Annotated in this window: 11 protein-coding genes; 6 read left to right on the top strand and 5 right to left on the bottom strand. The window is 35.7% G+C overall.

What is annotated here, in order from left to right; genetic code table 11:
* Positions 1–49: 49 nt before the first annotated feature.
* The 4 genes from ACRHOC_RS12260 to ACRHOC_RS12245 form a co-directional block, all read right to left on the bottom strand.
* Positions 50–2,440 carry a sodium-translocating pyrophosphatase gene (locus tag ACRHOC_RS12260; RefSeq protein ID WP_431158939.1) on the bottom strand — a complete coding sequence of 797 codons (2,391 nt, stop codon included), beginning with the start codon at positions 2,438–2,440 and terminating at the stop codon, positions 50–52.
* 129 nt (positions 2,441–2,569) lie between these two features.
* Positions 2,570–3,097 carry an inorganic diphosphatase gene (locus ACRHOC_RS12255; RefSeq protein WP_431158938.1) on the bottom strand — a complete coding sequence of 176 codons (528 nt, stop codon included), beginning with the start codon at positions 3,095–3,097 and terminating at the stop codon, positions 2,570–2,572.
* A 131-nt stretch (positions 3,098–3,228) separates the two neighbouring features.
* Positions 3,229–5,739 carry a DUF5686 family protein gene (locus ACRHOC_RS12250; protein ID WP_431158937.1) on the bottom strand — a complete coding sequence of 837 codons (2,511 nt, stop codon included), beginning with the start codon at positions 5,737–5,739 and terminating at the stop codon, positions 3,229–3,231.
* A gap of 90 nt (positions 5,740–5,829) precedes the next feature.
* Complete coding sequence (locus ACRHOC_RS12245) at positions 5,830–6,807, bottom strand: pyruvate dehydrogenase complex E1 component subunit beta (RefSeq protein WP_431158936.1); 978 nt, start codon at positions 6,805–6,807, stop codon at positions 5,830–5,832.
* 243 nt (positions 6,808–7,050) lie between these two features.
* Here ACRHOC_RS12245 and ACRHOC_RS12240 point away from each other — a divergent pair, with 243 nt between their 5' ends.
* The 6 genes from ACRHOC_RS12240 to ACRHOC_RS12215 all read left to right on the top strand — a co-directional run bounded on the left by ACRHOC_RS12240 (position 7,051) and on the right by ACRHOC_RS12215 (position 12,655).
* A complete protein-coding gene (locus ACRHOC_RS12240) occupies positions 7,051–7,797 on the top strand; it encodes an electron transfer flavoprotein subunit beta/FixA family protein (RefSeq protein WP_431158935.1) in 747 nt (248 codons plus the stop codon).
* 13 nt (positions 7,798–7,810) lie between these two features.
* Positions 7,811–8,773 carry an electron transfer flavoprotein subunit alpha/FixB family protein gene (locus ACRHOC_RS12235; protein ID WP_431158934.1) on the top strand — a complete coding sequence of 321 codons (963 nt, stop codon included), beginning with the start codon at positions 7,811–7,813 and terminating at the stop codon, positions 8,771–8,773.
* A gap of 153 nt (positions 8,774–8,926) precedes the next feature.
* The gene (locus tag ACRHOC_RS12230) at positions 8,927–9,541 is read left to right on the top strand and encodes a bifunctional nuclease domain-containing protein (protein ID WP_431158933.1); all 615 of its coding nucleotides are present in this window, start codon (positions 8,927–8,929) and stop codon (positions 9,539–9,541) included.
* Positions 9,542–9,556: 15 nt separating this feature from the next.
* A complete protein-coding gene (locus ACRHOC_RS12225) occupies positions 9,557–11,254 on the top strand; it encodes a nucleoside transporter C-terminal domain-containing protein (protein WP_431158932.1) in 1,698 nt (565 codons plus the stop codon).
* Between the two features lie 158 nt (positions 11,255–11,412).
* Positions 11,413–12,237, top strand: a complete 825-nt coding sequence (locus ACRHOC_RS12220; protein WP_431158931.1) for a thymidylate synthase — start codon at positions 11,413–11,415, stop codon at positions 12,235–12,237.
* A gap of 7 nt (positions 12,238–12,244) precedes the next feature.
* Complete coding sequence (locus ACRHOC_RS12215) at positions 12,245–12,655, top strand: hypothetical protein (protein WP_431158930.1); 411 nt, start codon at positions 12,245–12,247, stop codon at positions 12,653–12,655.
* A gap of 51 nt (positions 12,656–12,706) precedes the next feature.
* On the opposite strand, the gene ACRHOC_RS12210 is transcribed toward ACRHOC_RS12215, so the two are convergent.
* Positions 12,707–13,003: an isoamylase early set domain-containing protein gene (locus ACRHOC_RS12210; protein ID WP_431158929.1), complete on the bottom strand. Its 297-nt coding sequence runs from the start codon at positions 13,001–13,003 to the stop codon at positions 12,707–12,709.
* Between the last annotated feature and the right edge of the window lie 106 nt (positions 13,004–13,109).

Raw genomic sequence — 13,109 nt, 5'->3', positions numbered from 1 at the left:
AAACCACGCTAGTTAGCGTGGTTTTTTTTATTTAATATGTTATGGAAAATTAGCTGTTAACTTCTTCAATAACTTCTTTAACTACTTTTTTCCCTTTTTTGATTTCTACATCAACATCTTTTAAAGCTTCAATTTCTGCTTTAACTTCAGCTTCTGTACCTTCAAAAACTTTTTCTTCTGTAATGACGTTACCGTTTTCATTCGTTGTAGTTGTCACAATAGCTTTTACTGTACCATCTTCATTTGCATTCATATCTACCTTAATCTCTTTTGAGATTTCAGTTTTTTCAACAGTCTGTTCAGCGTAAGCAGTTACGTCGTCAGCAGACATTGCAATACTTGGCGCTATTACTAAAGCAACAACAGACATTAATTTTAATAAAATATTTAATGATGGTCCAGAAGTATCTTTAAATGGATCACCTACTGTATCTCCAACTACTGCAGCTTTGTGAGCGTCAGTACCTTTTCTTCCTTGTTCTTCAATCATCTTCTTAGCATTATCCCATGCACCACCTGCGTTAGATTGGAAAATCGCCATTAATACACCACAAGTTGTAACACCTGCTAAAAGGCCTCCTAACATTTCTGCACCACCGATTAATCCAACAGCTACAGGAACAGCAATTGCTAATAATCCTGGTAATACCATTTCTTTAATAGAAGCCGTAGTTGAAATTTCAACACACTTATCATATTCTGCTACACCATCAGCCTCATCAAAAGTTGCTCTTTGTGCTTCTGTTGCTTTAGACATATCAGAATCAACAGCTCTCATAACTTCTAAAGCTGCTTTTAATTTTGGAATATCTCTAAACTGACGTCTAACTTCTTCAATCATTGCCATCGCAGCTCTACCTACGGCATTCATAGAAAGTGCAGAGAAAACAAATGGTAACATACCACCAACTAAAAGACCTGCCATTACAGTTGGTTTAGACACATCAATAGCAGTTACACCTGCAGTCTTCATAAAAGCTGCAAATAATGCTAATGCTGTTAACGCAGCAGAAGCAATCGCAAATCCTTTACCAATCGCTGCTGTTGTGTTACCTACTGCATCTAATTTATCAGTACGTTCTCTTACTTCACTTGGTAATTCAGCCATTTCAGCAATACCACCTGCATTATCAGAAATTGGACCATAAGCATCTACTGCTAACTGAATACCAGTATTTGCAAGCATACCAACTGCAGCAATAGCTATACCATATAAGCCAGCATAGTGGTGAGACACTAAGATTGCAGCAGCAATTAATAGAATAGGAATCATTGTAGACATCATTCCAACTCCTAAACCTGCAATAATATTTGTTGCGCTACCTGTTTCAGATTGCTTAACAATAGAATTTACTGGCTTCGTACCAGTACCTGTATAATATTCTGTTACTTTACCTACAGCTAAACCAGCAATAAGACCCGCAATCACTGCAATGAAAACTCCAAGTGATCCATTAGGTAATCCTTCAACTGTTTCTGGTATTAATGCATTAATTAAGAAATATGATGCAACAAGCATTAAACCTGCAGATCCAAACTCACCAATATTTAATGCTGTTTGTGGGTTTCCTCCGTCTTTTACTCTTACAAAGAAGGTACCGATAATAGACATAACAATTCCTACAGCTGCTAATACTAATGGCAAGTATACAGCACCTAATCCATTATAGTCTGGTGTAACAATAAAAGCACCTAATACCATAGTACCAATTATAGAACCTACATAAGATTCAAATAAATCAGCTCCCATACCTGCAACATCACCTACATTGTCACCTACGTTATCAGCAATAGTTGCTGGGTTTAATGGGTGATCTTCTGGGATACCAGCTTCAACCTTACCAACGAGGTCAGCACCAACATCTGCTGCTTTTGTGTAGATACCACCACCAACACGTGCAAATAGTGCTATAGACGATGCACCTAAAGAGAATCCAGACAATACATTTAATACTTCATTGATTCCCCAGCCCATTTCACTATAAATCATAAATAGACCACTAAGACCTAAAACACCAAGTCCAACAACACCAAGACCCATTACTGCTCCACCTGCAAACGCAACTTCTAATGCTTTACCTAATGAAGTTCTGGCAGCACTTGTTGTTCTTACATTAGCTTTTGTTGCTACCTTCATACCAATGAAACCTGCTAGGGCAGAACAAATAGCACCAATGATAAAAGATACGGCAACAACACCGTTAGATCCTTCTTCATTACTACCTTTAAAGTAAAGTAAAACTGCTACAGCTGCCACAAAAATTGCAAGTATTTTGTATTCAGCTTTAAGGAAAGACATCGCACCATCGGCAATGTTCTTAGCAATTCTTTTCATTTTATCCGTTCCTTGGTCTTGCTTATTTACCCATGCACTCTTTACGAATACAAACAATAAACCTAAAACACCAAAAGCTGGAAGCGCTTTAATTAAAATATCCATATTAATATGTGTTAGTTAGTTACTAGTTTTTAACGCTGCCAAAAATAGAAAAATATACGTGATAAAAAAAGCTACCTTTAATTAAAGATAGCTTTGATTTTAATGCTTTTAAGGTATGTCTTCTATTATCTAAATAGTAAATGTGCGTTTCTTTTTGTGTTCGCTCTCATCGTAACGCTCAACACATTTTAAATATATCTTTCGTGCTTCTTCTGCGTTGCCCCAGCCACCAACATCTACTTTCTTCTCTTCTAAATCTTTGTATACTTGAAAGAAATGCTCGATTTCTCTTAAACGATGAGGATTTAAATCACTGATATCCGAGCGTTTACTCCATACAGGATCTGACACGGGCACACAAATGATTTTTTCATCTGGTCCCTTTTCGTCAGTCATGTGAAATACACCAATTGGACGTACTTCCATAACTACCATTGGGTAAGAAGGTTCTGTAGAAAGCACCAATACATCTAGAGGATCTTGATCCAAAGCTAAGGTCTCTGGAACAAACCCATAATCACCAGGATACATCATTGACGAAAATAAAGTTCTATCGAACCTTATTTTGTTCAGTGCAAAATCGTACTCGTATTTATTTCTACTACCTTTTGGAATTTCGATTAAGACATCGAAGGTAATTTTCTTTTTATCTTTCATTTAAATAGGTCTTTTAAGTTATGCTAATGAGGAGCACTAATTATTTTTAGGGCCGCAAATATAAGACATGATGCCTATTCTACCTAAGAAATTCGACAAACTATGTATGCGATTTGAAATAATTTGATTGGCTAAAAGAAAAAACCAAAACTTCCGGTAACACCAAATCGTCTTGCATCTGGTGTATCCAAATAATTACCTCTAAAGTTGAAATCGATTCGCAGTATCTTAAAAATATTAGCTATTCCAACACTATACTCATAATAGACCTGAGAATCTGGCGCTATTAATGGGAACTCTAATGGATTTCCTGTGGTACTTAAAGCAATATTTTCATCAGATAATTCTCCCCAAACACCTCGTAAAGCGACTATTGCTCTCAAATTATATTTCTTTAAAAATGGAATTCGTGAAAATAAACGTCCATTAAAATTATGTTCTAAATGTAATGAGGTATATGTATCAGTTACAAATTCATAGAAGTCCAATTGAGGGAATGTGTTGTAAATAGAGAAATAGGTCTGATTCCCTGGCACTACACTGAGCAAAGCTAAAGGCACTTCACCAAACGTCTTCCCCATTTCTACAGAGCTCACTAAACGACCAAATCCTCCAATTTGCCAAGGCTGTATATAAGAGAATTGTAGCTTGGTGTAATTAAAATCACTATTAAACCAGTCACTGTCACCACGTGTCACCTGCGCAAATAAGCGCGCAAAATTGTCATTCTTCTCCTTTCGCTCTACACCAAATCCAGTCATTTGACGTTGAGGAAAATATCCAAGAGAAAAACGACTTTCAAACTGATAAACTTCTGATGATATACCTGTTGATGAGCTTGGGTCATTATAGTCCAAACTGAAGGTTGGTGAAGCGCTACTTATACGCCTAAAACTACCGTCCCAACGGACTTCAAGATTACGAAAGGGCTCAAGCGCAATTCCAAAATTAGTCAGATTAATATTAGACAATTTATCGTTTGCACCTGCTGTAAAGACAGCATTTGAAGCTAGACTTCGTCCTAGCACATCAGTAGAACTTGTTAGACTTGCTCCGATCTGTTCAATATCGCGTCGATGACCTCCAAAAACCGTAAATCTACTCTTTTTATCAAGTAACCATTTCCCAGATATGCCATGCTTAAACTTATTATCTCGGAAGCCATAAGCAAGAAACCCTTCTAAGCGCCATAAATCGTTTGTTCCGAAATACGTACGTCCTCCAGTTCTAATCCGTAATCCTTCAACATCGTTGAAACCTAAAGTTGAGAAAATAGGGCCATAATCAAAATTAATACTTGGAAACTCTACATATCCTGAGGCCAAAATACTCCCTAAATTGTATAAGCGTTTAAACTTCTTAACCGTCTTCAAGGTGTCTAGCATAGTGTAAACCCCTTTTTCATCTTTATTTAGAGCTTCTAATCTATTGTTATCCCAAAAATCCTCATCTCTGTTATAGACATCAGCATCATAATTATAAACAACCTTATCATAGTACTTAGGATCTTTAGGTTCATTGAATTTATAATTATCATAAAGGGTGGTTCGCTTACCATAAACACCTCTTGATTTTTCCTTTTTATTAAACGCAAAATCCGATAAAAAATAATCGCGCTTTATCAAAAACACCGAGTCATTTAAAACCTCAAACTCTTGTTCTATATATATTTCTTTGACCCAGTTGATATTGGCACTTTTAGAGGCTTGCATATTAATCTCCTTAATCGCATAAGTGGTATCATTAACCCAGAAGTCCCCTTTAAAAGTCAACTCATTTTTTCGTCTTGGATAGTAAATAATATTATAGCACCATTTATTATCAATAAAAGCACTATCGGACAGTACATAATTATAAGTCTGAACACCAGATCTTCCAATTGGACTTACAAAACTCTTATCAAAAAATTTAATGTAATTACTATAGACATTATACTCAGAATAAAGATCATCGATAAAGTCAATAATAACTTGATTATTACTAAATCCACTGTTTTTATTTCCAACAAGATCCTGCCTTTCTTTATTAATAACATTATCTCCAGAAATATGCTTAACAGACTCATTAAGAAATATTGGTAAATAGGTTTTTCCCGTAACGCTCGAGGTATCCACTTCCTCAAATACGAACTCCATACCTTTAAATAGTTTACTTTTTATCAAGGCACTATCAATCGAATTAAGGTCAAACTCTACCTTTTCGTATTGATCGTATTCGTATTGTTTAAATTGATTTAGACCGTTTTGTCGTTTACGATCCCAAATTTTTTGGAGTATCCCAATAGCGGGATTTTCCGATGCTTTTTTTGATTGTTTACCCGTTACAATTACAACCTCATCTAGAGACGACGCTTCCTCCTTAAGAATAAATTTTAAATCGAAATTAACCCGTTTTGTTAATGGGATTTCAAGGACCTCATACCCTATAAACGATACGATTAATGTTTCCCAAGTCTCATCAGACTCTAAATAAAATCTGCCATTTTCATTAGAAGTTGTTCCCTCTGTAGAACCTTTAAATAAAATGTTGGCATAAGCTACCGGTTCATTATTCTCATCGTAGACGTGTCCGCTCACTTTTGTTTGAGCAAAAGTCAAAGTAGAAATAAGGACAAATAAGGTAGAAAGTAGTTTTAACTTCATATTAAAAAAAACAAACTTCATTAATAATCGACTCTTTAATTTTGAACGATTATCAATGAAGTCTATTCAACGCAGAAAACTGCGATTTATTTACTTATACATTACTTTTTTCACCGCCTTAACAACATCATTACTATTAGGCAACCATTCTTCTAATAAGACAGGTGAATAAGGTGCAGGGGTATCTGCTGTGTTTATTTTTACAATTGGAGCATCTAAATAGTCAAATGCTTCAGATTGTACGAGATACGTAATTTCAGTGGCAACATTTCCAAATGGCCAAGCTTCTTCTAAAACAACTAATCGGTTTGTTTTCTTTACAGATTCAACAATAGCTTTTCTATCCATTGGTCTAACCGTACGTAAATCTATAATTTCACAACTAATGCCTTCTTCAGCTAAAGCATCTGCTGCTTTATAAGCTTCCTTAATAATTTTACCGAATGACACAATCGTTACATCTGTTCCTTCTCGCTTTATATCTGCAACACCAATCGGAATTGTATACTCACCTTCTGGCACCTCTCCTTTATCACCATACATTTGTTCACTTTCCATGAAGATTACAGGATCATCGTCTCTAATTGCGGACTTTAATAAACCTTTAGCATCATATGGATTAGAAGGCACCACAACTTTTAAACCAGGTGTATTTGCGAACCAGTTTTCAAATGCTTGTGAATGCGTTGCCGCTAACTGACCAGCAGAAGCCGTAGGGCCTCGAAATACAATTGGACATTTAAATTGTCCACCAGACATTTGTCTAATTTTTGCAGCGTTGTTGATAATTTGATCAATTCCAACCAAAGAGAAGTTAAAGGTCATATATTCTACAATCGGACGATTGCCAGTCATAGTAGATCCTATTGCGATTCCCGCAAATCCAAGTTCCGCAATTGGAGTATCTATAACACGTTTTGGGCCAAATTCATCCAACATTCCTTTTGATGCCTTGTATGCACCATTATATTCTGCTACTTCTTCACCCATTAGATAAACACTCTCATCACGGCGCATTTCTTCACTCATTGCCTCACAAACAGCTTCTCTAAATTGAATTGTCTTCATTATCTATTTTTTAATGAATAGCAAAAATAGGAATAAATGAAAAATTAAATAAACCAAATTTCTTGAAAATTTATTATGCGTGCATAGTAAATATTCGAAATAAAATATCTATCTTCGCAGTCTCAGTCAAAAAGTGCTTCAATCGCCCTTTATCATTAAGAAAATTGAGAAAAAAATGTTCTTTTACTATAACGTTTTAGTAAAGGATAAATTGAATAATAAAAACCTAAATAATATAGAAATATGAAGATTTTAGTCTGTATTAGTCATGTACCAGACACGACATCGAAGATCAATTTTACGGATGGAGACACCAAATTTGACACCAATGGTGTGCAATTTGTAATTAATCCAAATGATGAATTTGGTTTAACACGTGCTATGTGGTTTAAAGAAAAGCAAGGTGCTAGTGTTGATGTTGTAAATGTTGGAGGTCCTGAAACAGAACCAACCTTGAGAAAGGCTTTGGCCATTGGAGCAGATGCAGCGATAAGAGTCAATACAGAAGCTACAGACGGTTATGCTGTTGCAAAGCAATTAGCAAAAGTAGTGGCTGATGGTGGCTATGACCTCGTTATTGCTGGACGTGAATCGATAGATTATAATGGTGGTATGGTACCAGGAATGTTAGCGACAATGACAGGTGCAAACTACATTACTAACTGTATAGGCTTAGAAGTGGATGGCGCAAGTGCTAAAGCTGTAAGAGAAATCGACGGTGGTAAAGAAACTGTTGCCACAGCATTACCATTGGTTATTGGTGGTCAAAAAGGATTAGTTGAGGAGAGTGACCTAAGAATTCCTAATATGAGAGGAATTATGATGGCTAGAAAAAAGCCATTAACAGTATTAGACCCTGTGGATGCCAATAACGAAACAAAAGCCACAAGCTTTGAAAAACCTGCACCTAAAGGAGCAGTTAAGTTAGTAGATGCAGATAATATAGATGAATTAGTTAACCTACTTCACAACGAAGCTAAAGTGATTTAAAAAATTAAAGAAAATGTCAGTAATCGTATATACAGAATCAGAAAAAGGAAAATTTAAAAAAGCGGCATTCGAAGTTGTTTCATATGCTAAAGCAATTGCAGACCAAATGGGCACTTCAGTTACCGCTGTAGCCATCAATGCCGAAAATGCAGAAAGCTTAGGAAATTATGGCGCAACAAAGGTGTTGTCTGTAAATGACGACAGTTTAAATGCTTTTAACGCCAAAAAATATGCTTCAGTAATTGAGCAAGCTACAAAACAAGAAAACGCTAATGTTGTTGTTGTAAGCTCAAGCGCAGATAGTAAGTATTTAGCACCTATTTTAGCCGTTGGCTTGGAGGCAGGTTATGTTTCTAATGCGGTGGAAGCTCCATCAAGCACCGCTCCATTTACAGTAAAAAGAACAGCCTTCACCAATAAAGCTTTTGCAAATACGGAAATTAACACAGATGTAAAGGTTGTTGGATTATCAAATAACTCATTTGGGTTGGTTGAAAATGGCGGAAGTGCATCGGTTGAAGCCTTTTCTCCGTCTTTACCAGAATCTGGTGTAGCTCTAGAATCAGTAGATAAAGCAACAGATAAGGTTAGTATTGCAGATGCTGAAGTTGTAGTATCTGGAGGACGTGGTCTTAAAGGACCAGAAAATTGGGCATTAGTTGAAGACTTAGCAGATGTACTAGGTGCCGCAACAGCATGCTCAAAACCAGTTTCAGACCTTGGCTGGAGACCACATAGCGAACACGTTGGCCAAACTGGAAAACCTGTAGCGTCTAATCTCTATATCGCAATTGGTATTTCGGGAGCTATACAGCATTTAGCAGGTATTAACTCATCGAAAGTTAAGGTTGTAATTAATACAGATCCAGAGGCACCATTCTTTAAGGCAGCTGATTATGGTGTTGTTGGTGATGCTTTTGAAGTGATCCCGGTATTAACAGAAAAATTAAAAGCGTTTAAGGCACAGAACGCATAATTTTATTACCTTGTATTATCATAAGGACTGTTTAAATTTGGGTTTTCTCTTAGTTATCTAGATCTACAAGATTAGAAAAAGAGAAAATTATACAAAACTGTAAATTACAGTTGGTAAAGTCCAAATTTAAACAGTTCTTTGTGTTTATACTTTATGAGTTTAGTACGTTTAAATATTAAAGGTATTTCTTATAGCCAGACTCAAAATGGTGCCTATGCACTCATATTGAATGAAGTTGATGGTGACAGAAAGCTCCCAATTGTAATTGGTGCATTTGAAGCACAATCTATAGCTATTGCTTTAGAAAAGGAAATTAGACCACCGCGTCCTCTCACCCATGATTTGTTTAAAAATTTTGCAGACCGTTTTGATATTGTTGTAAAACAGGTCATCATTCACAAATTGGTTGATGGTGTATTCTATTCGAGCCTTATTTGTGAGCGCGACAAAATAGAAGAAATAATTGATGCTAGAACTAGTGATGCTATCGCATTAGCCCTTAGATTTCAAGCACCTATTTTTACCTATAAGAACATCTTAGATAAAGCTGGGATTTATCTCAAAGTTAATCCTAAAAAGGATGACGAAGCCCAAGACAGTATTTTGGTCGACGACCTTATTGCTGAGGAAATTGAAACCGCTGTCATTGAAAAAGAAGGGTATAAAGATAAATCACTAGAGGAACTCAAAAAACTACTGGCTGAAGCTGTTAAAAATGAAGACTATGAAATGGCAGCAAAATTACGCGACGAGATTTCTAAACGCTAACTAATCCAACTTTCAATGACTAAACTTTTCAAGGTCCTATTTATTTTATTGATTTCGATTTCATTTATAAATGCCCAAAATCTTGAAAAAACATGGCAATTCGAGTCAATAAAAGATAAAACTGGCACGTCTTTATTTGACACAATTGAATCAGACACCTTAGTACTTAATAATGGTAGATTTAATTATTCACTTCAGGCTAAAAATAATTTAATTGCCAATGGAGACTATGTGCATCAGAATAACATCTTGATGCTTTATTATGACACTCCAAAAGACACCATTAGACATTATAGAATAAAGGAGCTAACAGACTCTACATTAGTATTCACAGAAAACAAAATTACCTACAGCTATAAAACTCGCGTTGAGGAAAAAGTAGTTGTTAATGATATTATACCTAGTCAAGGATTTACAATGACCAGCCTTTGGCGTGGTGCTTTAGGCATGATTGTATTATTGCTTATTGCATATTTATTAAGTAAGAACAGGAAAGCTATAAATTGGCGAACTGTTGGGTTTGGGTTATTAGCACAACTTATTTTAGCCATTGGTGTACTTAAAGTTCCTTTTGTTCAAGCGACGTTTGAATGGGTTGGTGGCTTATTTATTAGTGTTTTGGATTTCACCATGGCAGGTACAAAGTTTTTGTTCGCCTCATTTAGCACCAATGAAATTGCAGATTCCTTATTGACATTTGCAGTTTCAATTTTACCTACAATTATCTTTTTCTCCGCATTAACATCTGTACTTTTCTATTTAGGTGTTATTCAAAAGGTAGTAAAAGCAATGGCTTGGCTACTCACTAAATTATTACAAATTTCTGGGGCAGAGAGTCTCAGTGTTGCAGGTAATATTTTTCTTGGTCAGACGGAGTCTCCACTTATGATCAAAGCCTATCTCGAAAAGATGACAAAATCTGAAATCCTGCTAGTTATGATTGGTGGTATGGCAACCGTTGCAGGAGGTGTATTGGCCGCTTACATTGGATTTTTAGGAGGTTCTGATGAAGCACTTCGTTTGTTTTATGCCAAGCATCTTTTAACAGCATCTGTTATGGCAGCACCTGGTGCCATAGTTGTCTCTAAAATATTATACCCACAACAAGAAAAAATTAATTCAGAAGTAAAAATTACGCAAGACAAAATAGGCTCTAACATTTTAGATGCCATTGCCAATGGTACTACAGAAGGATTAAAACTAGCCGTTAACGTTGGTGCCATGTTATTAGTGTTCTTGGCTTTTATAGCGATGATTAACGGCATACTAGGGTGGACTGGCGACATTACTAACCTTAACTCGTGGATTGCTAGTAACACAACTTATGAATCTTTATCATTAGAATTTATCCTTGGTTATACATTTGCTCCACTTATGTGGCTTATTGGCGTGGCTCAAGAGGATATTGCACTGATGGGACAGTTACTGGGTATTAAATTGGCCGCAAGTGAATTTGTAGGTTATATTCAACTTGCAGAATTAAAAAATCCAGCAGGACTCCTTCACCTTAAATACCAAAAATCGATTATTATGGCAACGTACATGCTTTGTGGATTTGCCAATTTTGCTTCCATTGGTATTCAGATTGGTGGCATAGGGTCATTAGCACCAGGCCAAAGAAAAACACTTTCTGAATTTGGTATTAAAGCACTTATTGGAGGTACTTTAGCATCACTTTTATCAGCCACAATAGCAGGTATGATTATCGGTTAAAATCGTTAATAACTTTTAATAGAATTAGAAGCTTCAACGTTACACATTTGAAGCTTTTTTTTATTTTCGATTTCTGAATTGCATAGCATCAGTATGCATTAAATTCTACAAAATTTAAGTTCAATTAAAAGACATTCATTGCCACAAAGGAACCGCGTATGAAACAATATCACGACCTCGTAAAATATGTATTAGAGCATGGTAACCAAAAAGGTGACCGAACAGGCACTGGTACTAAAAGTGTATTTGGATATCAAATGCGTTTTGATTTAAATGAAGGGTTTCCTATGGTAACTACAAAGAAGCTTCATCTTAAGTCTATCATTTACGAATTACTATGGTTTCTAAAAGGTGACACTAACATTAACTACCTTAATGAAAATGGTGTAAGAATCTGGAATGAATGGGCTGATGAAAATGGTGATTTAGGACCGGTTTATGGTCATCAGTGGCGCAATTGGGCAGATCAGGACATAGATCAAATTAAAGAGGTAATTACCACGCTAAAAAATAATCCAAACAGTCGAAGAATGCTTGTGTCTGCTTGGAATCCATCTGTGATGCCAGACACATCAGTATCTTTTTCTGAGAATGTGGCTAATGGCAAAGCTGCGCTTCCACCATGTCATGCATTTTTCCAATTTTATGTGGCAGATGGAAAATTGTCGTGTCAGTTATATCAAAGGAGTGCGGACATCTTTTTAGGTGTGCCTTTTAATATAGCGTCTTATGCATTATTTACCTTGATGATGGCACAAGTATGTGGCTACCAACCAGGTGAATTTATACACACCTTTGGCGATGCGCACATTTATAGCAATCACCTTGAGCAGTTAGAACTTCAACTTTCAAGAGATATTCGACCACTGCCAAAAATGATTTTAAATCCTGAAGTGAACGACATCTTCGATTTTAAGTTCGAAGACTTTACGTTAGTTGATTATAATCCGCATCCTCACATTAAAGGAGTTGTTGCCGTTTAACCTTGTGATGAAGATTTTATTTTTCTGGGTTGCTTTTCTCTGCTACGTCATTGGATTTGGTCAAACTGACACAACAGAAAGGTTTCCGGTATATAGAGGCTGTGATAGAAATCTGAGTAATGAAGAACTTAAGAAGTGTTCTAACGATAAAATCAAAGATTTTTTAAAGGTAAGTTTTGATTATCAAATGGCTAATAGTGTATTCTTAACAGAGGAATCCACTCAATTTCAATTAGATTTTGTGATCAATAAAAAAGGGAAAGTCGAACAGGTTAATGCAAAAGCTAATCATAGAGCTATCGCCATTGAAGCTATAAGGCTGGCAAAAAGACTCCCAAAGTTTAAATCACCAGGTCTTAAAAACGGAAAACCTGTCGATGTTCCTTTCAGCCTTCTAATGACTATATATTTTCAATAAAAAAGGTGCTTCAAAAAAAGAAACACCTCCTTTAAAATGATTTGTAATTTCTTACAGATTTAGAATCCCATTCTCTGCAGCTGCAAAGTCATTCCAAGCATAAGAATCTGCTTGCTCATCATTGATATAATTTCCATCAACAACATATCTGAATTCATACGAATTTTCAGTTTCTAAATCTACAGTTCCTTTAAAGGTACCGTTCTTCAATTTTTTTAATTCTGTAGCTTCAGTATTCCACTCATTAAAGCTTCCAACAACTGCTACATTTTTAGCCTCTTTTGCAGGAACTGAAAATGTCACTTTACAAACTGGCTTACTTTTTAAATACTGCTTTTTAATTGCCATAATAGATAGATTTAATTATGGGTCAAAAGTATAAAAGAAAAATCCAGAAATAATAGTTAATATCACATATAACTAAAGAATTATTATTTTAATAAAATAGCCTTTA

Source organism: Winogradskyella poriferorum, from assembly GCF_050618035.1.
Classification (GTDB): domain Bacteria; phylum Bacteroidota; class Bacteroidia; order Flavobacteriales; family Flavobacteriaceae; genus Winogradskyella; species Winogradskyella poriferorum_A.
This window is presented reverse-complemented; position numbering and strand designations above follow the sequence as displayed.